This is a genomic window from Streptomyces sp. NPDC006012 (genome assembly GCF_042871185.1).
Classification (GTDB): domain Bacteria; phylum Actinomycetota; class Actinomycetes; order Streptomycetales; family Streptomycetaceae; genus Streptomyces.
The window spans coordinates 281,428-306,002 of record NZ_JBIAIE010000007.1 but is presented as its reverse complement, the minus strand read 5'-3'; the positions used below and the strand labels follow the sequence as shown (position 1 = coordinate 306,002).

Below are 24,575 nucleotides of genomic sequence, written 5' to 3'. Positions count from 1 at the left end.
CTGGCGGAAATCGGACGCGACGCTGCCGCCCCCGCGCGCCCGCCGCCGGCCGCCCCCGGCGGGCTCAGCGCAGGTGTCCGCGCTTGGCCTGCATCGCCGCCCTGCCCTCCGCCCCCTTCCGTTTCCAGTCCCGGCGCAGTTCGGCGCGGGCCCGCGCGTCGGTCTTGGCGACGATCCACTGGTTCTCCCGGACGAGCTTGCGGTAGCTCTCCAGGCGGCGGACCGGCAGCCGGCCGGTCCCGACGGCGGCCGTGACCGCACAGCCGGGCTCGGTGTCGTGCGCGCAGTCGTGGAAGCGGCACTCCCGGGCCAGTTCCTCGATCTCGGCGAACACCTGTCCGACGCCGGTCTCGGCGTCCCAGAGTCCGACGCCGCGCAGCCCCGGGGTGTCGATGAGCACGCCCCCGCCGGGCAGCGCGAGCAGGTTGCGGGTGGTGGTGGTGTGCCGGCCCTTGCCGTCCACGTCCCGGGCGGCCCGGACGTCCATCACGTCCTCGCCGAGCAGGGCGTTGGCGAGGGTCGACTTGCCCGCGCCGGACTGTCCGAGCAGCACGGAAGTGCCCGCCCCGACCAGCGCGACGAGGGTGTCGAGGCCCTCCCCGTGCAGGGCGCTGACGGTCAGCACCGGCACTCCGGGAGCGGCCGTCTCCACGTCCCGCACGAGGTGCGCGAGGGTCATCGGGTCGGGTACGAGGTCGGCCTTGCTGAGCACGACCACGGGCTGCGCCCCGGACTCCCAGGCCAGGGCCAGAAAGCGTTCGACGCGGCCGAGGTCGAGGTCGACGGCCAGGGACACGGCGACGACGGCATGGTCGACGTTGGCGGCGAGGATCTGCCCCTCGGACCGCTTGGAGGAGGTGGAGCGCACGAAGGCGGTACGGCGCGGCAGGTACGACCGTACGTAGCGCGGGTTGCCGCCTGGTTCGACGGCGACCCAGTCGCCGGTGCACACGACCCGCAGCGGGTCGTGTGGGGTGACGAAGGCCGTGTCGGCGCGCAGCACCCCGTCGGCGGTGATCACGTCGCACTGGCCGCGGTCGACGCGGACGACCCGGCCGGGCAGCAGCCCTTCGGCCGCGTGCGGAGCGAACAGGTCCGCCCACGCCTGGTCCCAGCCGTAGGGAGCGAGAGCGGAGAAAACTGCGGAGGTGGAAGTCAACGGGAGACCCTTCACAGGGTGGCCCCGGCGATGGCACGCGCCTGGTGCGCGGTGCGATGAGTGGTCGTCAGCCGGTGGCCACGGAGGTGGACTTGACGGATTCCTGGATGCGGGCAGCGCCCATCTCAATGACAGCCATCGGTCGACACCTCCTCGTCCACTCTCAGGTGCGCGCACCGTTCGGTGTGCGCACGCAGAATCTATCCCGTGCCGAACTCCCTGCGTCAACCTGTTTTCCCGCGGGCGGTCAGAGGGCGGCGCAGGCGGCGCCGTTCAGCGTGAACCCGTACGGCGCGGAGTTCCTGCCGTGCCATGACCCGAGGAAGCCGAAGCTGAGGCTGTCGTGCGCGGCGACGGTCGCGCCGTAGTCGGTGGCGCTCGCGGTGACCCGGGAGCCCTGCTGGCTGATCCGCGCGTCCCACATCTGGCTCACCTGCTGGCCGTCCCGGAAGGACCAGGCGACGCGCCAGCCGGTCAGGGCCTCGGCGGTGGTGACGGTGACGGTGGCCTGGAAGCCGCCGGTCCACTCGTCGACCTGGTCGTACGCGACCCGGCAGGCGGCGGGCGGACTGGTCGCGGCGGCGGGACCGCTCAGGGTGGCGGACGCGGTCACGGTCGCGGACGTGGTGCCCTGGGGTTCCGGGTCGGGTTCGCGGTCCGCCGACCCGGTCTCGGTGCGGGTCGCCGAGGGGGTGGCGGAGCGGGTGGCGGGCCTGGACCGGGAAGGGCTCGTGGACGGGAGCGGGCGGCGGCTGGCCTCGGCGGACGGCAGCGGTTCGGCGGGTTCGGCGGCCGGCGGCCGGCTGTCGTGCCGGGCGGCCCAGTAGGCGTCGGAGCTTGTGGTGCCGGCGGTGCCGCCGCGGGGCATCATCGACACCCCGAGCGCCAGCACCGACAGCAGGACGGCGGTGGCGAGCAGGCTGTTGCGCAGCAGACGGCCGTGGCCGGCGCCGGAAGTCGGGTCGCCGGTCTCCCGGTCCACCGGTGCCGCCGGGCGGCCCGCGCCCGGCCGTACCTCGGCCGCCCGGCGGCGGCGCGCCAGATAGGCGGGGCCGCCCCAGCCGACGACTCCGCCGGCCAGCGCCGCGGGCAGTCCGCCGCCGTGCAGCCGCAGGCAGGCGGCGGCCTCCGCGCACCGTGCGCAGCCCGCGAGGTGCCGGGAGAGGTCGTCGGGGGTGTCGGTGGCGGGCGAGCGGGTGACCGCGTCCAGGAGCCGGGTGAAGCTGCGGCACTCCGCGTCCATCGGGGTGTCGAGGTGGGCGCGGTGGCAGCGGTCCCGGAACAGGGTCCGCGCCTGGTCGAGTTCGCGGGCCGCGACGTCCGGGTCGAGTCCGAGCCGACGGGCCACGACGGGCAGCGGCAGCGATTCCACCTCGGCGAGCCACAGCAGCGTGCCGTCCGACTCCTGGAGGTCCCTGAGACCGCGCAGGGCGACCGGGCGCTGCGGGGGCGGCCCGGTGTAGCGGGCCGCCTGCTCGGAGTTGAGCCACAGCCGCAGGTCGGGGTCAAGCCGGTGGCCGCGCCCCGCGGCCTCCCAGCCGGCGGCCGTGCCGCGTACGGCGGCGAGCAGCAGCGGGATCACGGGCAGCCGGCCGGTGCGCCGCCCCGCGCTGCGCCCGGGCGAGAATCCCAGGGCGCGGGCCTCGCGCATACCGAGTGCGAATGCCTCCGTGGCCAGTCGTTCGGCCGTCCCGGCGCCGGAGGTGCACAGGTCGGCGTACGACAGCACGACGTCCCAGTACTCGGCGAACAGCGCGGCCTCGGTGGCGTCCTGAGGGGTCGGCGGTTCGGGCATGGGTCTCCTGCATCCACGGGCGAGGTCAACTCACCATAGGGGCAGTGAGGTTGTGGGGAAACCTCGCGGCGGAAACGAGCCTTTCACGAGGTTGACGCGGCTGACAAGCAACTCATTCGGTTCTGACCTCGGGCCGGCCGGGGCAGGACACGGGCAGGGTGCGGGCATTGTGCGGACAGCACGCGGGCCGGGTGCGGGCCGGGTGCGGACAGGACACGGGCCGGGCGCGGGCAGGTCCCGCGCGCCGGGCCGCGCCCCGCGACGCGTGCCGGACGGCCGCCGGACGGGACCCCCTGGCCGACGGCCGGCGGCGCCGCCGGTGTCAGACCTCGGCCGGCTCGGTCGCCGTCTCCCGGGCGGGGAGGCTGTCCATGAAGGAGCTGACGGAGAAGACCGCGCGGCCGGGTCCGGGCGGACCGTAGCCGGGCGGGGAGGACAGCCCGAAGTCGTCCATGGTGGCGCGGTACGCCTCAAGGAGCCGGATGTGGTACTCCAGCGGCGCCCCGTTGGGGTTGGCCTTGCCGAGCGGGGTGGTGGGCTCCGGGCACCAGGTGGTGAAGCGGGGCGTGATCCCGTGCGACATGAAGAAGCGCAGGCCCTCGGTGGTGGAGGCGATGGCCTCGTCGACGGTGGTGAAGCCGAACGGCTCGGCCATCTCGACACCGGCCACGAAGTTGGGGATGACGTTGCGCGCGCCGAAGACGTCGGCCGAGTCCAGGATCCGGCGGTGCCACTCGTCGCGGCCGACGTAGCGCTCCTTGCCCGGGCAGTACAGCTCGAAGAGGCGGCGGTCCCACACCTCGAAGTTCGGGTGGTAGATCTGCACGCCGTAGTCCTTGAAGCGCTGCACGTCGTCCTTGGGCAGTGCCTGGGCGACCACCTTGCCGATCCAGCGGCCCGGGAAGCGCTCCTCGATGGCCTTGGCGTAGTGGCCGTAGAAGTCGGCCTCGTCGCGCCCGGCGACCGTCTTGGTGATGGCGCCGCCGGTGAGCGTGTAGGCGGTGGACACCTTCTGGGTGTCGTACCGATCGATGATCTCCAGCGCCTCCAGGACCTCCTCGACGTCCTTCACGCCGGTGTAGGGCCGGCCGGCCGCCTTGTGCTGGCGCCAGTTGTGGTTGATGTCGCAGTACTGGCACTCCTCCTTGGCGCCGAAGTACTGGCAGACGCGGAAGACGGTGAGGTAGATCAGGTAGCCCCACTGGATGGTGGGGGCCACCTCCATCACGGACTTCCCGTTGGAGAGGGTGTGCCGGTAGTACTCGGGCATCGGCGGCACGCCGACGTCGGCGACCCGCTTCCCGTCGAGGTAGAGCCCGAGCTGCCCCTCGTCGTCGGCGGCGACCCGGTACGGCGAGGCCGGGTTCACCCGTACGGACACCACGGTCCGGCGCAGGTCGTACGGGCCGCCGGTGAGGATGATCTCCTCCGGCGGGCGGCGCAGTGCGGCCTCGCCCAGCTCCGGCAGGGTGCCGTGGTCGAAGGAGAAGATGAAGTACGACTTCGGTTTGACCTCACCGTCCTCGTTGTCGGACAGGGCGGACGCGTCGAAGGCGACACCGCCCCGGAGCAGGTCCTCCTTGAAGACGGCTTCCCGCGGTACGTGCGGGAACCGCTCCATCAGATCCTCGACCAGTGCGGTACGGCTGCCCATCCCGTGTCTCCTCCCGGCTCAGGCGTTCGACTCCTCACGGTATGCCCCCGCTCCGGCGTCGGATGTGCCGGGTCCCCCCGCATGCCGCGCCGCCCCCAAGTCCACGCCGCCACGACCAGGGGCGACCGTCGCCGTGCGGCACGGCGAATGAGAAGGTCGGAGCAGCACGAGCACTCATTGGGAGGGGTGACGGGGTTGACGCAGAGAGTCACCAACTGGGCGCGCAACATCACCTACACGGCCAGGGAGTACCACCGCCCGCGGTCGCTGGACGCGCTGCGGTCCCTGGTGGCCGCCGCCACCCGGCTGCGGGTGCTGGGCAGCGGCCACTCCTTCAACCGGATCGCCGACCCGGGCGCCGACGGCGACCTGGTGTCGATCGCCGGCCTGCCGCCCGTCCTCGACGTGGACACGGCCGCCCGCACGGTACGGGTCGCGGGCGGCGTCCGGTACGCCGAACTGGCCCGCACGGTGCACGCGCGCGGTCTCGCCCTGCCCAATCTGGCCTCCCTGCCGCACATCTCGGTGGCCGGTTCGGTGGCCACCGGCACCCACGGCTCGGGGGTCGGCAACGGCTCGCTGGCCGCCGCGGTGCGGGAGGTGGAGCTGCTGACCGCGGACGGCTCGACGGTGGTCGTCACGCGGGGCGACGCCCGCTTCGACGGCGCGGTCACCTCCCTCGGCGCGCTCGGCGTGGTCACCGCGCTCACCCTCGGCCTGGAACCGGCCTACGAGGTCGAGCAGCACGTCTTCACCGAACTGCCGCTGGCCGGCCTCGACTTCGAGACGGTCGCGGCGGCGGCGTACAGCGTGAGCCTGTTCACCGACTGGCGGGAGCCGGGCTTCAGGCAGGTGTGGCTGAAGCGGCGCACCGACCAGGCGCCGCCGGTCTTCCCCTGGGCGGCGCCCGCGACCGAGGCCATGCACCCGGTGCCGGGCATGTCCGCGGTCAACTGCACCCCGCAGTTCGGGGAGCCCGGCCCCTGGCACGAACGGCTGCCGCACTTCAAGGCGGACTTCACCCCTAGCAACGGCGACGAACTGCAGTCGGAGTACCTGCTGCCGCGTTCGGCCGCCCTCGACGCACTGCACGCGCTGGACGCGATCCGGGGGACGGTCGCCCCCGTACTGCAGACCTGCGAGGTGCGGACCGTCGCCGCCGACCCGCAGTGGCTCGGTCCCGCCCACGGACGGGACTCGGTGGCGCTGCACTTCACCTGGGTCGACGACATGCCCGCGGTGCTGCCGGTGGTGCGCCGGCTGGAGGAGGCGCTGGATCCGTTCGGACCGCGCCCGCACTGGGGCAAGGTGTTCACCGCGTCGGCGTCCGTGCTGCGCGGGCGCTATCCGCGTCTCGACGACTTCCTGGCGCTCGCGCGGTCCCTGGATCCGGCCGGGAAGTTCGCCAACGACTTCGTCCGCGACGCCCTGGGCGAGTGACTTCGTAAAGGCCATTTCCTAAGTCCTGGCCGAACTTGCCCGCGCCCCTTCCAGCCCATACCCTTGCGCCACGCCGGAGCCCGGCGCCGAAGCCGCCCCCGTCCGGCCTGCGGCAGGCGGGGCTGGGAGGGGCAGTTCCGTGAGGCACACGTCACGTGACATCCGTACCACGAACCGCTACGAGGTGCTGCGGCAGATCATCGCCGAGTCCCCCGCGTCCCGGCAGGAGCTGGCCGCCGCCACCGGGCTGAGCCTGGCCACGGTCGCCACGCTCGTCGGGGAGCTGCTCGACCTCCGCATGATCACCGAGGTCGGCTTCGAGGACTCGGCGGGCGGCCGCCCGCGCGGGCTCGTCGCCGTCAACGCCTCGGGGGGCGCGCTGATCGGCGTCGACATCGCGGAGACCTACGTCCATGCCGAGCTGTTCGACCTCGCGCTGAACGTGCTGGCCCGCGCCGACGAGGAGCTGCGCCCCGACGAGAACCGCCCGGAGCAGGTGGTCGGGCACGTCGCCGCGGCGGTCGGCTCGGTGGTGGCGCAGGCCGGGGTCGAGGCGGCCCGGGTGCTCGGCGTGGGCGTGAGCTTCCCCGGCCAGGTGGACCGGGACACCGGCGTCGCCGAGTACGCGGCCAACTGGGACTGGCACGGCGTACCGCTGCACGCCCTGCTCGCCGAGCACATCGCCTACCCGCTGTACCTGGACAACCCGTTGCGCGCCTGCACGGTGGCCGAGCTGTGGTTCGGGGCCGCGCGCGGCCGGGGGGACGCCGTGGTGGTCAACCTCGGCACCGGGGTCGGCGCGGGTCTGGCGCTCGGCGGCGGGCTGTACCGGGGGGTCAGCAACAGCGCCGGCGAGTGGGGGCACACCACGCTCGTGCTGGGCGGGCGGCGGTGCCACTGCGGCAACCAGGGCTGTGTGGAGACGTACGTCGGAGCGCCCGGCATCATGCAGAACCTGCGCGAGGCGAGCCCGCGGTCCGCGCTGCTGCACCCCGGGGACCAGACGGCCACGATCGAGGCGCTGGCCCGCGCGGTGGCCGCCGACGACCCGGTGGCCACCGCGGTGGTCCGGGACACCGCCCGCTATCTCGGCGCGGGCATCGCGGACCTGGTCAACCTGCTCAACCCCGAGGTCGTCGTGCTCAGCAGCTGGGTCGCCGCCCGGCTCGGCGAGCGGCTGCTCGCCGAGGTGCGCGCGGCCGTCGCCGGGTACGCGCTGCGCCGCCCGCTGGCCGCCACCGAGATCGTCCTCTCGCCGATCCCCACCGACCCGGTCTCCCTGGGCGCGGCGACGTTCGCGCTGGAGGGCGCGCTCCAGCCGGGCGGCCGGCCGAGCCCGTCCCCGGTCCCCGGCCGCGCCAGGCCCCCGGCGAGGCGCTGAACGCTCAGCGGACGCGCGCGGTGGATCGGATACGTCCGCCGTGTCGACGGCGGACGTCACGGCCAGGCCGGCCGACTCCCCGCGCCCCGCCGCGACCGCCGTGCCCGCCGCACCTGACGGGGCTTCGTCCAACCCCTTGCCGAAGTATTGGGCGAAGGGTAGCGTCCCAACGGCTGCGGCTCCGGCTGCGGCAACGGTGGTTTCACCCGCCGACTCGTCCGGCAGTACTTCCTGGGGTTCCCGCGCGACCACCCGGTCGCGGCCACCACGGTCACGGCCACCACGGTCACGGCCACCACGGTCACGGCCACCGCAACCGCCCCGTCCCGTCCCCGCCACCACGATCGCGTTGACCGACCCGACCGTCCCCGCCACCTGATCTCCACGGCCACCGCCACCGCCATGTCCATCCCGCCCCCGCCGTCCGTGTCTCCCCCTCCCCCGGCGACGGCCGGTGCGGGAGCCACACGGACCGGTGTCGAGGGCTGAGCAAGGAGACCGATGTCTTTCCGGACCGTTGACTACGTCGAGGACGTCTCACCCGGCTCCGGGGCCCTGCCGCCCCGCGCCTGGTACCCCTCCTCCGATGCCGCTTCCCTCTCCCTGAACGGCAGTTGGCGCTTCCGCCTGTCGCCGACGGCAGACGCCGAGGACGAAGCGTTCGCCGAGCCGGGGTACGACTCCGGCGGCTGGGCCCGGCTCCCGGTGCCCGGCCACTGGGTGCTCCAGGGCCACGGCTCCCCGATCTACACCAACCACCTCTTCCCGTTCCCGGTGGACCCGCCCCGGGTGCCCACCGAGAACCCGACCGGTGACCACCTGCGCTTCTTCGACCTGCCCGACGACTGGCCGGACCTCGCCGAAGGCGGCTGCGTGCTGCGGTTCGACGGGGTGGAGTCCTGTGCCCGCGTCTGGCTGAACGGCACGGACATCGGCGAGTTCAAGGGTTCCCGGCTGCCCCACGAGTTCGCGGTCGGGCACCTGCTGCGGCCCACCGGCAACGTGCTCGCCGTCCGGGTCCACCAGTGGTCGGCCGGCTCGTACCTGGAGGACCAGGACCAGTGGTGGCTGCCCGGCATCTTCCGTGACGTCACCCTGCTGCACCGCCCGGCGGGCGCCGTCCTCGACTTCTTCGTACACGCCTCCTACGACCACGCAGGCGGCGCCGGCACGCTGCGCGTGGACTCGGACGTGGACGGCCGGGTCACCGTGCCCGGCCTCGGCATCGACGTCGCGACCGGCGAGCCGGTGACGGTCCCGGTCAAGCCGTGGACCGCGGAGACCCCGACGCTCTACGACGGCGTACTGGCCACCGAGGGCGAACGGGTGCCGCTGCGCATCGGCTTCCGCACGGTGGAACTGGCCGACGGCCTGATCAGGGTCAACGGCAGGCCGGTGCTGTTCAAGGGCGTCAACCGGCACGAGTGGCACCCGCGGCTGGGCCGCGCCCTCGACCCGGAGACCATGCGCGAGGACGTGCTGCTGATGAAGCAGCACAACATCAACGCCGTCCGCACCTCCCACTACCCGCCGCACCCCGCCTTCCTCGCCCTCTGCGACGAGCTGGGCCTGTGGGTGATCGACGAGTGCGACCTGGAGACCCACGGCTTCACCGAGCAGGCGTGGCGGGACAACCCCGTCGACGACGACCGCTGGACCCCGGCCCTGCTGGACCGTGCCGCCCGCATGGTCGAGCGGGACAAGAACCACCCGTCGGTGGTGATCTGGTCGCTCGGCAACGAGGCCGGCACCGGCCGCGGCCTGACCGCGATGTCCGAGTGGATCCACGGCCGGGACCCGTCGCGGCTCGTCCACTACGAGGGCGACCAGACCTGCCGTGACACGGACATGTACTCGCGGATGTACGCCCCGCACGCCGAGGTCGAACAGATCGGCCGCGGCCTGGACGGCGGCACCCGGCGCCGCCGCGAACTCCCCTTCATCCTGTGCGAGTACGGCCACGCCATGGGCAACGGCCCCGGCGGCCTCGCCGACTACCAGCGGATCTTCGAGTCGCACGAGCGGCTCCAGGGCGGATTCATCTGGGAGTGGATCGACCACGGCATCGAGGACGAGCGGTACGGCTACGCGTACGGCGGCGACTTCGGTGAGGAGCTGCACGACGGGAACTTCGTCTGCGACGGCCTGCTGTTCCCGGACCGCCGGCCCTCCCCCGGTCTGGTCGAGTTCAAGAAGGTGATCGAGCCCGTCCTGATCGAGGGGGACGGCACCGGCAACACCGTGCGCATCACCGACAAGCAGGACTTCGCCGACCTGTCCGCGTTCGCCTTCGAGTGGTCGTACCAGGTGGACGGCGACACGGTCGCGTCGGGCGCGCTGGCCGTGCCGGCCCTGGCGCCCGGTGAGTCCGCCGAGGTGAAGCTCCCGCAGCCGCCCCCGACAGGTCCGGGCGAGATCCAGGGGACGGTACGGGCGGTGCTGGCCGCCGACACCGCGTGGGGGCCGCGCGGCCACGTGGTCGCCTGGGGCCGGTTCCCGGTCACAGCGCGCCCGGTGCCGTCCGTCACCCCGAGCGCGCGTCCGGTGCCCGGCGAGCGGCTGATCACCCTCGGCCCGGCCTCCTTCGACGCCCGGACCGGCGCACTCACGGCGATCGGCGCGGTGCCGGTCACCGGTCCGCGCCTTGACGTGTGGCGGGCGCCCACCGACAACGACGACGGCGCGGCCTGGCAGACCGACACCCGGTACGGGCTGCTGTGGCGCCGGCTCGGTCTGCACCGCATGCGGCACCGCCTCGACGCGGTGGAACCGGAGGGCGACGCGCTGACGGTGCGCACCCGGGTGGCGCCCGCCGCCCGGGAGGTGGGGCTCGCGACGGTGTACCGCTGGACGTCGGACGGCGACCGGGTGAAGCTCACGGTGTCCGTGTCCCCCGAGGGCGACTGGACGGTGCCGCTGCCCCGGCTCGGTGTCCGCCTCGGGCTGTCGGCCGCCGACCGGGTGCGCTGGTTCGGCGGCGGTCCCGGCGAGGCGTACCCGGACACGAGGTCGGCGGCGCTGCCGGGCCGCTGGGAGTCCACGGTCGACGACCTGCAGACCCCGTACGTCCGCCCGCAGGAGAACGGCGCCCGCGCCGACGTCCGCTGGGCGGAGATCGGCGGGCTGCGCGTCGAGGGCGACCTGGAGTTCTGGTTCACCGCCCGCCGCTGGACCACCGGGGAACTGGACGCCGCCACCCACCTCAGCGACCTCACTCCCGGCGACACGGTGTGGGTCAACCTGGACCACGGCCAGCACGGCATCGGCTCGCAGTCCTGCGGTCCCGGCCCGCTCCCGCAGTACTACCTGCGGGCCGAACCCGCCGAGTTCTCCTTCGTCTTCTCGGAACTCGGTTGACCGACCAGGTCCTGACCGCCACCGCGTCCGGCCGACGCCTGTTCACCAGGCCGGCCGCGGTGGCGTCCTGCGTCGGCTTCGTCCTCATCGGCATGCTCCAGGCCCTCTACGGGCCGGCGGTGCCCGGCCTGCGCTACGCGTTCGGGCTGTCCCCGTCGGACGCCGGGCTGGGCCTGCACTTCCCAGGGTCGTACCGCGGGCCCGGGACGTCGGTGCCTGGGTGATCGGCGCCTCGTCGCTCCCCCGTCACGCCCCGCGGATCGGCGTGGCCGGTGCCACCGCGGCGATCAGTACGCAGCAGCCCCCGGCGACGGCACCGACCAGCGCCGTCCCGTGCCGTTCCGCGGCCCAGGTGAGGACGGCGGCGCCGACCGGCGCCGCCGAGTACTGGAGGGTCCAGAAGGCGGAGGTGACCCGGCCCAGCAGGGGTTCCGGGGTGACCTCCTGCCGCAGGGACATGGAGCAGGTGCCCGCCATGGCGACGCAGGCCAGGAAGGCGGCGCCCAGCACGGCGACGACGGCCACCTCGTGCGCCCGGCCGAGACCGGCGAAGGCCAGCCCGCACACCGCGACCGAGCCGGTCCAGGTCGGCCCGAAACCGAACCGCCCGCGGACCCGCGCGACGAGGAGGGAGCCCGCGATGGTGCCGAGCGCGCCCACCGCCATGACGGTGCCGACCGTGCCGTCGGGATGGCCGAGGTCGTGCTTGACGTGGTAGATGACCAGGTCGGTGAGGCCGAGGGTGAGGAAGCTGAAGACGAAGAGGAGGACGGTCAGGGTGCGCAGCACCGGGTGGTGGCGGAGGAAGGACACGCCGGTGCGCAGGTCCTGCCACAGGCCGGCCCGCCCGGGCGGTCCGGCGCCGTCGGCGGCGCGCTCCCGGATCCGGACGAAGCACAGGCAGGCCGCCGACACCCCGAAGCTCGCCGCGTCCACACCGATCGCGGCGGAGGGCCCCGTCCAGGCCGCGACCAGGCCCGCGCCCAGCGGTCCGAGCACCCCGGCCGCGGCCGCCGTGGCGTTCAGCCGGCCGTTGGCCTCGGTCAGCCGGTCCCGGCCGACCAGCCCCCGTACGACGGTGACGTAGGCGACGGCGAACAGCATGCCGACGGCCTCGCACACCGGAAGGACCACGTAGAGCAGCCAGCCGCGCGGGCCGAACGCCCACACCAGCGGCACCAGTCCGTACAGCACCAGGCGCACCAGGTCGCAGCCGATCAGCAGCCTGCGCCGGTCGACCCGGTCCACCAGCGCCCCGGCGAACACCGCGGCCAGCACGGAGGCCGCACCGCCCACCGCCGTCAGCAGGCCCATCCGGGCGAGCGAACCGGTGGCCTGGAGCACCAGCAGCGGCAGAGCGATCATCGCGAAGGAGTCACCGAGGACGGACAGGGTCTGCGCGAACCAGAAGATCCCGAAGTCGCGTTGCCGCCACAGGGGTCGCGCCCCGTCGTCCATCCGCCCCACTCCGTATCACGGCTTCTCCGCCCGGCGGTCTTGGGCAGTGGGCTCGGCTCCCCACCCGCAACCCGCGCCGACGCACCGCCGGACCTGGCTATATTAGGCAGCCGGCCAGGTAGGACAATCAGCCCGGCCGACCGCTTCGCCGACCGCCGGCCGACCCCGGTCGGGCAACCCCGTCGGGCGGCCTTGATTGATCGACCGTCGCCGACAGAGGGATTCGGAGGTCGCCCGCCGTATGCCCCGGGCAGGACTCACCGTCGACCGGCTCGTCGCCGCCGCGGCCGAACTGGCGGACGAGGTGGGCTTCGAGCGGGTCACTCTGTCCGCGCTGGCCCGCCGCTTCGGCGTCAAGGACGCCAGCCTGTACTCGCACGTCCGCGGTCTCGAAGAGCTGCGCACCCGGCTCGCGCTGTACGCGGGCGGCGAGCTGGTCGACCGGATCGCGGCCGCCGTGGCGGGCCGGACCGGAAAGGACGCGCTGGTCGCGTTCGCCGCGGCCTACCGGTCGTACGCGCTTCAGCGGCCGGGCCGGTACGCGGCCACCCAGATCCGGATCGACCAGGACCTCGTCGCCGACTCCCCCGCGCTGCGCCGCACCGCCGACGTCACCTACGGCCTGCTGCGCGCCTACGGCCTCGCCGAACCCGACCTGACCGACGCCGTACGCCTGCTGCGCAGCACCTTCCACGGCTACTGCGCGCTGGAGTCGGCGGGCGGTTTCGGCGCCCCGCGCGACGTACAGCTCTCCTGGGACAAGGCGGTCGACGCCCTGCACATCGCGCTGGAGCACTGGCCCCGGACGGCGCCCGCAGGCGACGCCCCGGGGGACCCGTCAACGCCCTAGACTGGAACTTCGCGAGTGTGAGCGGGTGTTGTGTGCCGCCGCGGGGGAGGGAGCGCGCCGTGTCGCAACAGCAGCTGGGACGCGGGCCCGTGGGATCCGGGGCGGTCGATCCGGTGCCGGCGGCGGACGGGGACTCACCGCCCGCCCGGTTCGTCGGCTGGCTGGGCGGCCTCGGCTGCGCGGCGGCGGGATACGGCGTCTTCCAGGCCCTGTTCGGGGTGTTGCCGGACTCACTCGGCGGTGCGGCGGCCAAGTGGCTGGTCGCCGGGGTGAGCGGGGGCGGTACGGCGGTGGCGGCCTGGCTGGCGGCTGCGCTGCTGCGGCTGCGGGCCGCCGGGGCGGGGCGGCCGGCTGCGGTGTCCGTCCGGACGGCGGCCGAAACACCCGGCCCGCTGCCGGAGGTGTTCGCGGCCGCGTACGAGACGCTGGTGAGCGAGGTGACCGTGGTCGACGACCCGGTGCGCGGCCGGCTCACCGGCTGGTCCCATTCGCTGGGCGAGGGCGACGCGTCGCCGCCCACGGCGCTCAGCACGGCGTACGGCCTGCACACGATCCTCGATCTGGGGGTGCCCGACGGGCGGTTGAGCACCGGCGACCTGGTGGAGACGCTGTGGCGGCTGCGGCTGCCGGACGGCGGCTGGTCGGCGCGCACCCAGGGTTCGCAGGCCCGGCCCGAGGTCACCGCGCTGGTGCTGGGTGCGCTGGCGCGGGCCGGGTCGTCGGGCGACCGGGTGGCGGCGGAGGTGACCGGGTGCGCCACGCGGTTCACCCGCGCACTCGACCCGGCCGGCCGCGACTCGACCCATGTCGTCACGACCGTGCTGCGCGGTCTGCTGCGTGCCGCGCCCCGCTCGCCGCACCTGCCCGAACTGTGCGAGGCCCTGGTGGACGGCGCGCTCGACGACGAGCGCCGGGAGCATCTGCGGTGCTGGGCGTACCGGCTGTGTCCGCCGTTCGGTCCGCCGTCGGCGCTGCACACCGCGCAGGCCGTGGTCGCCCTGGACCGGGCGGCGCGGGTGCTGGGCGAGAACGCGGGGGCGCGGGCGGCCCGGCAGGACGGGGTGCGCTGGCTGCTCGCCTGCCCGGATCCGCGGCACGACGCCTGCCCGGACGTGGCGAACCTGCGCGAGGAGGTGCGCAGGCCGCGCACCGGCGACCCGGCCCGGCACGAGGTGCTGAACGTGCGGCACTTCACCGCGGCGTGGCTGGTACGCGCCCTGACCACGCCGGGTGCCCGTGAGGTGGCGCGGGCTGACGGGCTCCAGGCGCGCTGGCGGGAGCGGCTCGACGGGGCGTTCGCCGCCGTGTGGGCGGGTCAGACGGACGGCATCTGGAGCTGGGACCGGGACGACGGCACCGAGCTGCGCCGCCCCCTGTGGATGACCTATCAAGGTCTTTCGGCGATGCGGGCACATGCCGTATGGATGTATCAGCCGGACGGCTGAACCCGTCGTTCCGGCCCGGCGGCCGAAGGGTTGAGTGCATGGGCGGTCGACAGGTCCTGGCGGCACGGCGGTTGCTGGCCGAGACCCTGGACGGTGAACTGCCCGAGCACGAAAGGGTGTTGGCGGCCCGCACCGTGGTGGCCGAACTGGGCGCCCCCGAGCGGCTGTTGGAGCTGATCGCCGAACTGGCCTCGGGCGAGGGCGACCCGGCGGGCTGCGCCCGGCTGTCGTACCGGCACGTCCTCGGCTTCGACAAGCTCCTGCTGGTCGACACCGGCACCGGGCACATGCTGCGCGCCCATGTCTGGCGTCCCGGCACCGGCTCGGCGGGCGAGGAGGACGTCCACAACCACCGCTGCGCACTGGCCTCCTGCATCGTGCGGGGCCGGCTGGCGATGGAGTTGTACGAGGCCGGGGGCGACGGGATCGCGGCGGACCACTACGAGGAGACGCTGTCGGACGGTACGGCGGACTGGCGGCTGGCACCGGCCGGACGTCAGTCGCTGCGGCTGACTCAAGTGGGGCGGTACACGGCGGGCAGCACCTACGCCCTGCCCGCGCACACCCTGCACCGTGCCTGGTGCGACACGGACGCGCCGACGGTGACGCTGTTCCTGGAGACGGGTGCGGGGCGCCGGCAGCATACGGACGTGTTCACGGTGGCCGGTCCGCGTCCGGGGGCGGTGGCCAAGGTTCCGCTGGACGCGCCGGGCTATCTGGCGGCGCTGGACGAACTGGCGGAACTGCTCAGAGGCCCATGTACGTGACGGCCTGGCGGACTACGTCCAGGTTGTAGTCGTCGATGTCGACGCCGGTCAGCTCGTCCAGGGCCAGCCAGGCGTGGGCCTGGTCCGGCTCGGGCAGGGTGACGACCCGGGTCAACGGCCTGACCAGGAAGTTGTCCTGCCAGTTCTTGACCTCGTGGCCGCGGTAGTCGCTGACGAAGCAGGATTCGCCGACCCGGGCGACGATCTCGCCGAGCAGGCCGGTCTCCTCCTTCAACTCCCGCAGCGCGCCGTCCACGGGACACTCCCCCGGCTCCAGTTTCCCGCACGGCACGCCCCACACCCGGGGCAGGAACCGCTCGCGTTCGCTGCGGCGCACCAGGAGCACCCGCGCCCGTTCGTCCATCACGACGGCGGCGGCCAGTCGCCTCTCGCCGGGGATCTCCAGGTCCATGGTTCCTCGGTCTCTCACCGGTGACGGGTCGAAAAGGGTCTTCATACAGGCATACCCAGAAAGGCGCCCACCTTACCAGCGCGCCCCGGACCGGGCTGTGTTCCCGCTCTCATCCGGGCCGCCGTTCCCAGGCTCGTACGTCGTCGTACGAGGGCGTCGTACCGTCCGGCGCGCGGCCGCCCGCGATGTCGGCCATGGCGTCCAGGGCGGCGCCCAGCGCCCGGCGGTAGAGCAGCGAGCCGAGGCTGATCCGGCGCACGCCCAGGTCGGCGAGGTGGCGGACGGTGGGCCCGGTGGGCGAGTAGAGGATGTTCAGGGGGACGTCGAGGTGCCGCACCAGGCCGGCGATCTCCTCGGGGTCGCTCAGCCCCGGTACGAACACACCGTTCGCGCCCGCCCGTCGATAGGCGTCCAGCCGCTCACGGGTGCCCCTGCCGTCGCCCAGCCAGTAGGTGTCGGTGCGGGCATTGACGAACAAGCCGGGTGCGGCCGCCTTGACGGCGGCGATCTTCGCGGCATGCCGGTCCGCAGGACCGAGCCCGTCCTCCAGATTGACGCCGACGGCCCCGACGGCCCACAACTGCCGTGCCAGCTCTGCCACGTCGTCGGGTTCGTCGCTGAACCCGCCCTCGGCGTCGACGGAGAGCAGGAACGGCTCGGTGCCGAGGATGAGGGCGAGTCCAAGGGTGCGATCGCGGGTCACCGCCGCGCCGTCGGGCAGCCCGGCCGCCGCGGCGACACCGAGGCTCGTCGTCCCGATCGCCGTGAATCCGCGTGCCGCGAGGGCGGCGGCCGAGGCGTGGTCCCAGGCGTTGGGCAGCAGCAGGGGACGACCGGGACGGTGATGAAGCGCGGCGAAGGTCCGGCCCGTCAGCGGACCGTCATCCGGCTCCGTCCCCGGCTCCGGCTCCGGCTCCGGCATCGGTCCCGCGCCCCCTGCCACGGCCGCCACCGCCGCTCCCGCCGCGGCTTTCTGCGCGATGTCGCTCATAGGACCGACGCTAGGCCCGGTTCGCTTCGGCGCCGGCCGAACTGTCGGGTGACGGCGTTGCCGAGGGCTCGTCCGGCGAGAACTCCGCTGCCACCGAGGCCGGCCAGAACTCACCTGTCACCCAGGCCGGTGACGACTCGGCAGGTCGCGGTACCCGAACGGTGGCAGCGGGCGACGGCGGCAGGCGGCGACCGCCGTCCCGACCGTGCCGGCTCACCACCAGGAAACGGGATAGATCTCACGTCGCAGGCGGGCGGAGACCATCTGCACCACGACCAGCAGTACCGCACCGGCGGCCAGCAGGGGCACGAAGCGGCCCGGGGACGGATCGGTGAGCATGATCATGACGGCGGTCGCCAGGGCCGGCGGATGGGCCGCCCTGAGCACCAGCACGAGTGCGCACGCGACGCCGCAGGCCACGACGGCGCCCCACGGACCATGAAAGCCGAGAGCGAGCGCGGCGAAGCAGACGAGGCAGGACAGCATGTGGCCGCCGAGGACCTGGCGGGGCTGGGCGAGCGGCGAATCGGGGGTGGCGGTGACGATCGCCGTCGTGGCCGCGAGCGGCGGTACGAGCACGGTCTGGTGCATGAGTGTCCCCGCGGCCACCAGCACGGCCAGTCCGGCCGACGTGGTGACGGCCGAGGCGGCGACCGTGCTCCGGGGCGGCCGCGGTTGCGCGGACGTCCGTCCGCGCAGCAGGGAACGCTTCCGCGGGCGGGCCGACGCATCGACGGTCTCCGTTGTTCCGGGGGCTTCAGCCGCCGTCTGCGGGGCGCTCGGAAACAGCACGCGAACTCCTCGGAATTTTCCCCGCTTTCGGCCCACGCGGCTCGTCGTCCGTGAAGACGGGGATCACGCCGGGCATCCTGACGTCATCGACCGGATCCCGTCCAAGATCGCTCGTTTATCGGGCAATTGAGGAACTTTATCGACAGGCGGCGGGGCGTTCCGCGACGTCGACCGGGGCATCAGCGGCACTGTCCGGCGCCGCATCCGTAAAAGATCAACCGGACGGGTTGTCCTCGGCTTCCGCTGACGGCTCGGCTCGTGATCGGTTCCTCGGTCCGGAAAAGGGCGGTCGGGCCGTCCGCCGGCGGCATCGGCTAGCGTCGAGGCATGACCAGCGACAGCTCACCGACGTTTGCCGAAGCGCTCGGGGCCGGAGTGGTCGTGCTCGACGGCGGTCTGTCCAACCAGCTCGAATCCGCCGGGCACGACCTGGCCGACGCGCTGTGGTCGGCACGGCTGCTGGTCGAGCGGCCAGAAGCGATCGCACAGGCGCATCTCGCGTACTTCAGGGCGGGCGCGAGCGTCGCCACCACCGCCTCCTACCAGGCCACCTACGAGGGCTTCGGGGACCGTGGGATCGGCTGCGGGCAGGCGGCCCGGCTGTTCGCCGACAGCGTGCGGCTGGCCCGGGACGCGGCGCGGCGTGCTCACGACGAGGGGATCACGCGCCCGCTGTGGGTGGCCGCGTCGGCGGGACCGTACGGGGCGATGCTCGCGGACGGCTCCGAGTACCGCGGCCGGTACGGGCTGAGCGTGGCGGAGCTGGAACGCTTCCACCGTCCGCGCCTGGAGGTGCTGGCCGGGGCCGCCCCGGACGTGCTGGCCCTGGAGACCGTCCCGGACGCCGACGAGGCGGCGGCCCTGCTGCGGGCGGTGCGCGGACTGGGCGTGCCCGTCTGGCTGTCGTACAGCGTCGAGGGCGAGCGCACCCGGGCCGGGCAGCCGCTGGCGGAGGCGTTCGCCCTGGCCGCGGACGCCGACGAGGTGATCGCGGTGGGCGTGAACTGCTGCGCGCCCGAGGACGTCGGCCGGGCGGTCCGGATCGCCGCCCGGGTCACCGGCAAACCGGTCGTCGCCTACCCCAACAGCGGAGAGTCCTGGGACGCCGCGGCCCACACCTGGGACGGCTGTGCCACCTTCAGCGCCGAACAGGTCACGGCATGGCGGGACGCGGGCGCCCGGCTGATCGGCGGCTGCTGCCGGGTGGGACCGCGGGCGATCACGTCGATCGCCCGGACCCTGGAGGCGGCCTGAGGCACAGTCGGTTCCGACGTAGTCGATCCCGGCGCGGACAGTCTCACTGCGGCCGGTCCCGACTCGGCAGGTCCCACCCCAGCCGGTCTCGCAGCGCAGTGCTTCTCAGTGCCGTGCTTCTCAGTGCAGTCGGGCGCCCATGGTCCGGCGCAGCCGCCGGACGGCGGAGGCCAGTTCGGTGCCGCGTGTGGCCGGCGTGCCGTCGACGGGTGCCGAGCCGCGGGCGCCGGCGGCGGCCTCCCACAGGGCGAGTTCCCCGTCGCGCGGACCGTGGGCGGTGTGCGGGTCGCCGTCGCCGAAGATCCGCACCGGGTGGCTGTCGTCCCATGCCTGCCAGCCGGGGTCGCCGGTGGCGACGAAGCGCACCCAGGCCGCGTGCATCAGGTCGGACAGTTCCTGTGGGCCGCCCTCGCCCGCGAGCTTGCGTGATTCGGGCATGTCGCCGGTGTCGAACACGAAGCCCAGTTCGAGGGCGTGACAGGCGCCGAGGTCCGGGAGGCTGGAGGGCCAGGCGAACTCGTAGACGTACGAGGTGCCGGGGCGGGCGTCGGCCAACCGGTGCAGCGGGCGGCGCAGCAGATGGTCGGTGACCAGTTGGCCGACGACCTCGGCGGTACGGGCTCGGGGGTTGAGGGCGCGGTAGCCGCGCGGGACCTCGGGGCCGCAGTGGCAGCGGGCCATGGCACCGGCCAGCGCCACCGGGCCGAGCCGGTCCACGTGCTCCATCAGGCCGCCGGGGACCAGCCACAGCCGGTACTCGTCGCGGGTCCAGCCCAGCAGCAGGTCCACGTCCCGCGCCGCTCCGCCCTCGGTCAGCGCCTCCAACGGGTCGCGCGGGACGACGTCGCCGTCCACGACGAGCCCGAACGCCGGGCCGCCCAGGACCGGGCTGCTCAGCCGGCCCACCTCGGCCTGGGTGCGCAGCAGGAGGTCCCGGTCGACCGTGGCGAAGCCCTCGGCGGTGGCGGGCACCTTCAGCCGGGTGGCCATCCGGCGCACCATGCGCCGTACCTTGTCCCGTTCCACGACCTCGGGCGGGCCGCTCTGCAGGACCGCCCGGCGCACCAGCCCCTGGGCCTGCGGGGCGGCGATCAGCGCGCCGATGCTGATCGCTCCGGCCGACTGCCCGGCCAGGGTGATCCGGTCGGGGTCGCCGCCGAAGGCCGCGATGGTCGTGTGCACCCAGCGCAACGCGGCCAGTTGGTCGCGCAGCCCGGGGTTGGCGGGCGCGTCCGGGAACAGTCCGTAGCCCTCGACGCCCAGTCGGTAGTTGAGGGAGACGAGGACGACGCCGTCACGGGCGAAGGCGTACCCGTCGTACACCGGCACGGCGGACGAGCCCCTGGTCAGGGCGCCGCCGTGCAGCCATACCAGGACCGGGAGCCGGGCGCCCGGCCCGGGCTCCGGGGTCCATATGTTGAGGTTGAGGCAGTCGTCGCCGGGCACGACCGGGTCGGACAGATACCGGGCGAACGCCTCCGAGTACGGCGGTTTCGGCGCGGTCGGCCCGAAGGAACCCGCGTCGCGCACGCCGTCCCACGGTTCGGGCGGCTCGGGCGCACGGAACCGGCGGGGCCCGAAGGGCGGGGCCGCGTAGGGGATGCCGCGGAACACCGCGACGCCGCGCTCGTATCTGCCGCGTACCGCCCCGTACGGCGTGTCGGCCACGGGGCCCGCCTGGTCTGCCGTCATCCGCCCACCAGCTCCTCCCGCCGTGCGCTTGCACCGATGGCTCTCAAGCGCTTGCACCCTGACATCAGAGCACTCCAGCGTCCGCCGGTATTCCGGGGTTGCGCAGCGCCCGGGGGGCTATTGGGTGTACGCCGGTGCGCCATACGGTGGGTTTGCGCCCCGTTCGGGTTCGCCGTCCCGCGCGGCCCGGGGCCTCCGGCGTCTGCGCCGACGTCCGGGACCGCGAAAAGCACCAGGCCCGGCCTCCGCGCATGACCGCGAAGACCGCGCGCCCCACCATCCGTGATCACGGGTTCGATACCACCGCGATGACGACTTCCACCGCCGATGTTTGCGCGCGTTGCCTTGTCTTCGCGTCGTCTTGGGTCACATCTCTCGCAGCAAGCGCTTTCGCGATGATGTTCTGGCAGGCTGCGGAGGCGGCGTCGGCCGCACCTTTCGTTGGCCCTCGGGCGGGCTGGAGAGGCAGGTTCGGCGATGATCAGTACAGAGAGCGCGAGCGCGGCGGCCGGTCCGACGCTGGCGATGGTGGCCCGCGAGGCGGGCGTTTCGGTGCCGACCGCGTCAAAGGTCGTCAACGGCCGGGATGACGTGGCGCCGGAGACCCGCCGCCGGGTGACCGAGGCACTGAACCGGCTCGGCTATGTGCGCAGATCCCGTTTCGAGCCTGCCGGGCCGCCCCGTTTCGTCGATCTCGTACTGGAGTCGCTGGACGGCCCGGGATCGGGGCCGGTGCTGCGCGGGGTGGCGGAGGCGGCGCACGCGGCGGGGCTTGAGGTGGTGGTGTCGGCCGCCCCGGACCGGACCGCGAACGGCCGCGCCGAGCACGCCTGGCTGGACCGGGCCGCCGCGCGCGGTTCCTCCGGGGTGCTGTTCCACCTGCCGGGGCTGTCGCCGCCCCAGTACTCCTGGCTGGCCCGGCGCGGCCTCCCGTACGTGCTGATCGACCCGGCGCACGAGCCGCCGCCCGGTGTCGTCTCGGTCGGCGCGGCGGATCGGCAGGGCGCGGTGACCGCGACGGAGCACCTGCTGGCGCTGGGTCACGAACGGATCGCCGTGCTCGCCGGATGCCGGGGCGCGGTGCACGGCGACGCCCGGGTGGCCGGCTACCGCTCCGCCCTCGCCGCGGCGGGGATGCGGCAGCGCGCCGAGTACGTACGGCCTGCGGGCCCCGACGACCTCGCCGTTCGGCTGAGCACGCTGGAACTGCTCGACCTGCCCGAGCGGCCGACGGCCGTGTTCACCTGCTCGGACCGGATGGCGCTCGGGGTCCACGGGGCGTTGGCGGAACGGGGGCTCAGAGTGCCGGACGACCTGAGCGTGGTCGGATTCGGTGACCTGCCCGAGGCCCGCTGGGCCGTCCCGGCGCTGACCACGGTCCACCGGCCGCTGGCGGAGATGGCGGCGACGGCTCTGCGGCTGCTGGTACGGATGGCGCGCGGCGAACGTCTGGCGGAGACGCGCACGGAACTGCCCACCCGCCTCGTCCCCCGCACGAGCACGGCCACTCGGCCCGACTCCGGACGCTGAGCCGCTGCCGCGTCGGCCGGCCGTCTCGTAGACGTAGTGCCATCAGCCGGAACGGCGCGTGCCGCGGTCAGGGGCGGCGTGGTCGGCGGCGTCGGCCGGGCGCTCCTGCGAGGCGTCCGCTCCCCAGCTGGCCAGCAGGCGCAGCGCCTCCTCCGAGGGCGAACCTGGTTCGGCGTGATAGACGGACAGCTTCTGCTCCGGATCGCCGAGGACCGCGAGGGTCTCGTAACGCAGGGTCAGTTCACCCACCAGCAGATGCGAGAAACGCATGGTGCCGTACGTCTTCTTCTTGACGTCGTGGGCGGCCCACAGTTTGCGGAAGTCCTCGCTCCGCATGGAGAGTTCACCGATCAGCGACGCGAGCGACGCATCGTCCGCCTGCAGGTCGGCGCCCAGCCGCAGCTGTCCCACCACGTCGTACGCCTTGGAATCCCAGTCCGCGAACAGCTTCCGGGAGGCCGGGTCGAGAAAGGTGATCCTGGCCCAGTTCCGGTCCTGCGGGGCCCGGGCCGCCCAGTCCCCGAAGAGAGCGGCTGCCGCTTGGGCCGGGCCAGGCTGAGCAGATGGGCGTGCTCGGTGTCGGAGAGCCGGAGCACCCGGGAGACCGCGTCCAGCACTTCGCGTGAGACGTTGCGAGCGTTGCCCTGCTCGAACCTCGTGTAGTACGCCACGGAGACTCCGGCGAGCTGCGCCAGCGGTCCGCGGCTCAGCCTGTCCCTGCCAGTGACAGCCACGCGAGACGTAGCCGAACCGGGTGTCTGGCCGGCATCCGGTGCCCGAAGCACGCTCGGTGTGTCCCTGGGCAACGGCCCGCACGTCCGGCCCGTTCTCCCCGCCGCCGGTCGGCTACCGGTTGATGCCGGCCGCGCTGAAGGAACGCTTTGCCGCGATCACGGTGGGTGATCCGAAGGACGAGGCCACCCTCGTCGGCCCCATGTCCAGTGAACGCGCCTTGGACGTGCTGCTGCGGCAGATCGAGGCCACGAAGGCCGCGGGAGCCCGAATCGTCCACGGCGGCAACCGCGTCGACCGCCCCGGCTTCTTCCTCGAACCGACGATCGTCACGGACATCGACGCGGACAACCCGCTCTACCAGGAGGAGGCATTCGTGCCGGTGCTGTCCTTCTACGTCGTGGACAGCGAGGAAGAAGCCATTCAACTGGCCAATGCCACCCGGTTCGGTCTGGGCGGCTACGTCTTCGACGCCGACGTCGAGCATGCGCGGCAGGTGGCGACTCGTATCGAGGCCGGAATGGTGTACTGCGGGTGCCCGCCCAGGAACGGCAGTTCGGCGGGTGCCCGCCGGTAGCCGCCGGCGGCGGACCGCGGGGCTACCGGCCGAACGCGGCGGTGGCTGCAACCGGCCGGGCGCCCTGGGTGGGGTGCCCGGCCGTCGGACCACGCCGGCGGGGCCGGATCAGTCCTCGTCGTCCCCGGCGTCCTCGCCCATGAGGGCCTGGATGGCGTCGACGGCGCTGCCGTCGTGGTCGCTGCCCGCGGTGCCCCGGCCGGTCTGGAGGTTCGCCGTGCGGTCCACTTCCAGGATCGAGTCGGCCTGCGAGTTGTCGATGACGGTGATCAGGCTTCCGCCCTTGACCCCGCTCTCGGGCCCGCCCGCGGCCGCGGGCGCGGCGGCGGCCCCGAGGAGCGCCGCGGCGAGCACCGTCGCCGCCCGCAACGTCGGTACGGATCGCGTCACACGCCCACGCCCTCGGGCTGCAGCCGCTCGCGTGCGATGTTCTTCTCCAGCAGCAGGGTGGACGCCTTGACGCCGACCCCGCTCGCCGCGTCCACCTCGGGCAGCCGCCCGTCGGCCGCCTTCAGGCCGGTGAGCGCGGAGTCCATCGCCTCGTGGGCCGCGAACAGGCACGGCGTGCTGTAGATCGCGACGTCCACGCCCAGCTCGGTCAGTTCGCCCAGCGACAGCCGGGGCGACTTGCCGCCCGCGATCTGGTTGAACAGCAGCGGCTTGCCGCCGACGACCTCGCGGATCCGGCGGATCCACTCCACGCTGCGGACCCCGTCGACCAGGACGACATCGGCGTCGGTCGCGGCGAGCTTCTCGGCCCGGTGCAGGATGTCGTGCTCGTCCGTGGCGTCCGTACGGGCCACCACCACCAGGTCCTGGCGGGTCTCCAGCACCTTCTCCAGCTTCTCCAGGTACTCCTCCAGCGGGAGCACCTGCTTGCCCTCGGCATGTCCGCAGCGCCGCGGCCGCTTCTGGTCCTCCAGGATCACGCCGGAGGCGCCGATCCGCTCCAGCCCCTCGACGACGTGGCAGGCGACCTCCGGGTCCACGTAGCCGTCGTCGATGTCCACCAGCAGGTGCTGGTGCGGGAAGGCGCCGCGCAGCCGCTGGACGAACGCGACCATGTCCGGCCAGGCGATGAACCCGATGTCCGGCAGGCCGTAGTACGAGGCCGCGAAGCCGAAGCCGGAGACGAACATCCCGTCGTAGTGCTTGGCCGCGATCGACGCGGAGTACATGTCGTACACGCCGATCAGCGGGGTCGTCCCCTCAGCGGCGATCTGCGCCCGCAGTTTGCTCCCGTAGGTCATGATCTGACTCCTCCCATGGGGGTATGTCCTTTACCAGGA

At 73.5% G+C, this 24,575-nt stretch carries 19 protein-coding genes and 2 pseudogenes; 10 read left to right on the top strand and 11 right to left on the bottom strand.

Going from position 1 to position 24,575, the window contains the following annotated elements; genetic code table 11:
* Nucleotides 1-64 precede the first annotated feature (64 nt).
* The 3 genes from rsgA to ACFYPJ_RS16440 all read right to left on the bottom strand — a co-directional run bounded on the left by rsgA (nucleotide 65) and on the right by ACFYPJ_RS16440 (nucleotide 4,608).
* A complete protein-coding gene (rsgA, locus tag ACFYPJ_RS16450) occupies nucleotides 65-1,159 on the bottom strand; it encodes a ribosome small subunit-dependent GTPase A (protein WP_389016651.1) in 1,095 nt (364 codons plus the stop codon).
* Between the two features lie 247 nt (nucleotides 1,160-1,406).
* Complete coding sequence (locus ACFYPJ_RS16445) at nucleotides 1,407-2,954, bottom strand: cellulose binding domain-containing protein (RefSeq protein ID WP_389016648.1); 1,548 nt, start codon at nucleotides 2,952-2,954, stop codon at nucleotides 1,407-1,409.
* 322 nt (nucleotides 2,955-3,276) lie between these two features.
* A complete protein-coding gene (locus ACFYPJ_RS16440; RefSeq protein WP_389016645.1) occupies nucleotides 3,277-4,608 on the bottom strand; it encodes a radical SAM protein in 1,332 nt (443 codons plus the stop codon).
* A 195-nt stretch (nucleotides 4,609-4,803) separates the two neighbouring features.
* On the opposite strand from ACFYPJ_RS16440, the gene ACFYPJ_RS16435 reads away from it, so the two are divergent.
* The 4 genes and pseudogenes from ACFYPJ_RS16435 to ACFYPJ_RS16420 all read left to right on the top strand — a co-directional run.
* Nucleotides 4,804-6,048 (top strand): D-arabinono-1,4-lactone oxidase, encoded by a 1,245-nt coding sequence (locus ACFYPJ_RS16435; protein WP_389016643.1) that lies wholly within the window; start codon nucleotides 4,804-4,806, stop codon nucleotides 6,046-6,048.
* Nucleotides 6,049-6,187: 139 nt separating this feature from the next.
* Nucleotides 6,188-7,429, top strand: a complete 1,242-nt coding sequence (locus ACFYPJ_RS16430) for an ROK family transcriptional regulator (protein WP_389016640.1) — start codon at nucleotides 6,188-6,190, stop codon at nucleotides 7,427-7,429.
* A 501-nt stretch (nucleotides 7,430-7,930) separates the two neighbouring features.
* Nucleotides 7,931-10,786 carry a glycoside hydrolase family 2 TIM barrel-domain containing protein gene (locus tag ACFYPJ_RS16425; protein ID WP_389016637.1) on the top strand — a complete coding sequence of 952 codons (2,856 nt, stop codon included), beginning with the start codon at nucleotides 7,931-7,933 and terminating at the stop codon, nucleotides 10,784-10,786.
* 38 nt (nucleotides 10,787-10,824) lie between these two features.
* Nucleotides 10,825-10,986: pseudogene (locus ACFYPJ_RS16420) on the top strand (MFS transporter); the annotation flags it as partial.
* Between the two features lie 46 nt (nucleotides 10,987-11,032).
* On the opposite strand, the gene ACFYPJ_RS16415 reads toward ACFYPJ_RS16420, so the two are convergent.
* Nucleotides 11,033-12,244 (bottom strand): MFS transporter, encoded by a 1,212-nt coding sequence (locus ACFYPJ_RS16415; protein WP_389016634.1) that lies wholly within the window; start codon nucleotides 12,242-12,244, stop codon nucleotides 11,033-11,035.
* A gap of 241 nt (nucleotides 12,245-12,485) precedes the next feature.
* Between ACFYPJ_RS16415 and ACFYPJ_RS16410 the strand changes: the two genes are divergently transcribed.
* From ACFYPJ_RS16410 to ACFYPJ_RS16400, 3 genes are read left to right on the top strand one after another with little or no spacing between them, the layout of a single operon-like run.
* Complete coding sequence (locus tag ACFYPJ_RS16410) at nucleotides 12,486-13,094, top strand: TetR/AcrR family transcriptional regulator (protein ID WP_389016632.1); 609 nt, start codon at nucleotides 12,486-12,488, stop codon at nucleotides 13,092-13,094.
* 59 nt (nucleotides 13,095-13,153) lie between these two features.
* The gene (locus ACFYPJ_RS16405) at nucleotides 13,154-14,539 is read left to right on the top strand and encodes a hypothetical protein (protein ID WP_389016630.1); all 1,386 of its coding nucleotides are present in this window, start codon (nucleotides 13,154-13,156) and stop codon (nucleotides 14,537-14,539) included.
* Between the two features lie 38 nt (nucleotides 14,540-14,577).
* The gene (locus ACFYPJ_RS16400; protein WP_389016629.1) at nucleotides 14,578-15,306 is read left to right on the top strand and encodes a hypothetical protein; all 729 of its coding nucleotides are present in this window, start codon (nucleotides 14,578-14,580) and stop codon (nucleotides 15,304-15,306) included.
* On the opposite strand, the gene ACFYPJ_RS16395 is transcribed toward ACFYPJ_RS16400, so the two are convergent.
* The 3 genes from ACFYPJ_RS16395 to ACFYPJ_RS16385 form a co-directional block, all read right to left on the bottom strand.
* Nucleotides 15,287-15,718, bottom strand: a complete 432-nt coding sequence (locus ACFYPJ_RS16395; RefSeq protein ID WP_389016626.1) for an NUDIX hydrolase — start codon at nucleotides 15,716-15,718, stop codon at nucleotides 15,287-15,289. The two genes, ACFYPJ_RS16400 and ACFYPJ_RS16395, sit on opposite strands and share 20 nt — an antisense overlap.
* A 109-nt stretch (nucleotides 15,719-15,827) precedes the next feature.
* Nucleotides 15,828-16,592 carry an isocitrate lyase/phosphoenolpyruvate mutase family protein gene (locus ACFYPJ_RS16390; protein ID WP_389016795.1) on the bottom strand — a complete coding sequence of 255 codons (765 nt, stop codon included), beginning with the start codon at nucleotides 16,590-16,592 and terminating at the stop codon, nucleotides 15,828-15,830.
* Between the two features lie 330 nt (nucleotides 16,593-16,922).
* On the bottom strand, nucleotides 16,923-17,501 hold the full coding sequence (locus ACFYPJ_RS16385; RefSeq protein WP_389016623.1) for an HPP family protein: 579 nt from the start codon (nucleotides 17,499-17,501) through the stop codon (nucleotides 16,923-16,925).
* A 327-nt stretch (nucleotides 17,502-17,828) separates the two neighbouring features.
* Between ACFYPJ_RS16385 and mmuM the strand changes: the two genes are divergently transcribed.
* Entirely contained in the window at nucleotides 17,829-18,755 is a 927-nt protein-coding gene (mmuM, locus tag ACFYPJ_RS16380) for a homocysteine S-methyltransferase (protein ID WP_389016620.1), read from the top strand.
* 120 nt (nucleotides 18,756-18,875) lie between these two features.
* On the opposite strand, the gene ACFYPJ_RS16375 is transcribed toward mmuM, so the two are convergent.
* Nucleotides 18,876-20,447, bottom strand: a complete 1,572-nt coding sequence (locus ACFYPJ_RS16375; protein ID WP_389016616.1) for a carboxylesterase/lipase family protein — start codon at nucleotides 20,445-20,447, stop codon at nucleotides 18,876-18,878.
* Between the two features lie 477 nt (nucleotides 20,448-20,924).
* Here ACFYPJ_RS16375 and ACFYPJ_RS16370 point away from each other — a divergent pair, with 477 nt between their 5' ends.
* Entirely contained in the window at nucleotides 20,925-21,977 is a 1,053-nt protein-coding gene (locus ACFYPJ_RS16370) for a LacI family DNA-binding transcriptional regulator (protein ID WP_389016614.1), read from the top strand.
* A gap of 42 nt (nucleotides 21,978-22,019) precedes the next feature.
* Here ACFYPJ_RS16370 and ACFYPJ_RS16365 read toward each other — a convergent pair.
* Nucleotides 22,020-22,711, bottom strand: a pseudogene (locus tag ACFYPJ_RS16365) (helix-turn-helix transcriptional regulator).
* A 56-nt stretch (nucleotides 22,712-22,767) separates the two neighbouring features.
* Between ACFYPJ_RS16365 and ACFYPJ_RS16360 the strand changes: the two are divergent.
* A complete protein-coding gene (locus tag ACFYPJ_RS16360; protein WP_389016611.1) occupies nucleotides 22,768-23,286 on the top strand; it encodes an aldehyde dehydrogenase family protein in 519 nt (172 codons plus the stop codon).
* Nucleotides 23,287-23,394: 108 nt separating this feature from the next.
* On the opposite strand, the gene ACFYPJ_RS16355 is transcribed toward ACFYPJ_RS16360, so the two are convergent.
* Together ACFYPJ_RS16355 and ACFYPJ_RS16350 are read right to left on the bottom strand one after the other, a co-directional pair.
* A complete protein-coding gene (locus ACFYPJ_RS16355; protein WP_389016608.1) occupies nucleotides 23,395-23,676 on the bottom strand; it encodes a hypothetical protein in 282 nt (93 codons plus the stop codon).
* Entirely contained in the window at nucleotides 23,673-24,536 is an 864-nt protein-coding gene (locus ACFYPJ_RS16350; RefSeq protein ID WP_389016605.1) for an oxaloacetate decarboxylase, read from the bottom strand. Before ACFYPJ_RS16350 ends, ACFYPJ_RS16355 begins: the two co-directional genes overlap by 4 nt.
* Between the last annotated feature and the right edge of the window lie 39 nt (nucleotides 24,537-24,575).

Excerpts from the sequence above, each read along its gene's own strand:
- ACFYPJ_RS16445 (WP_389016648.1), bottom strand. The coding sequence starts at position 2,954 with ATGCCCGAACCGCCGACCCCTCAGGACGCCACCGAGGCCGCGCTGTTC.
- ACFYPJ_RS16440 (WP_389016645.1), bottom strand. The coding sequence starts at position 4,608 with ATGGGCAGCCGTACCGCACTGGTCGAGGATCTGATGGAGCGGTTCCCG.
- ACFYPJ_RS16425 (WP_389016637.1), top strand. The coding sequence starts at position 7,931 with ATGTCTTTCCGGACCGTTGACTACGTCGAGGACGTCTCACCCGGCTCC.
- ACFYPJ_RS16415 (WP_389016634.1), bottom strand. The coding sequence starts at position 12,244 with ATGGACGACGGGGCGCGACCCCTGTGGCGGCAACGCGACTTCGGGATC.
- ACFYPJ_RS16410 (WP_389016632.1), top strand. The coding sequence starts at position 12,486 with ATGCCCCGGGCAGGACTCACCGTCGACCGGCTCGTCGCCGCCGCGGCC.
- ACFYPJ_RS16400 (WP_389016629.1), top strand. The coding sequence starts at position 14,578 with ATGGGCGGTCGACAGGTCCTGGCGGCACGGCGGTTGCTGGCCGAGACC.
- ACFYPJ_RS16395 (WP_389016626.1), bottom strand. The coding sequence starts at position 15,718 with ATGGACCTGGAGATCCCCGGCGAGAGGCGACTGGCCGCCGCCGTCGTG.
- mmuM (WP_389016620.1), top strand. The coding sequence starts at position 17,829 with ATGACCAGCGACAGCTCACCGACGTTTGCCGAAGCGCTCGGGGCCGGA.
- ACFYPJ_RS16375 (WP_389016616.1), bottom strand. The coding sequence starts at position 20,447 with ATGACGGCAGACCAGGCGGGCCCCGTGGCCGACACGCCGTACGGGGCG.
- ACFYPJ_RS16370 (WP_389016614.1), top strand. The coding sequence starts at position 20,925 with ATGATCAGTACAGAGAGCGCGAGCGCGGCGGCCGGTCCGACGCTGGCG.
- ACFYPJ_RS16350 (WP_389016605.1), bottom strand. The coding sequence starts at position 24,536 with ATGACCTACGGGAGCAAACTGCGGGCGCAGATCGCCGCTGAGGGGACG.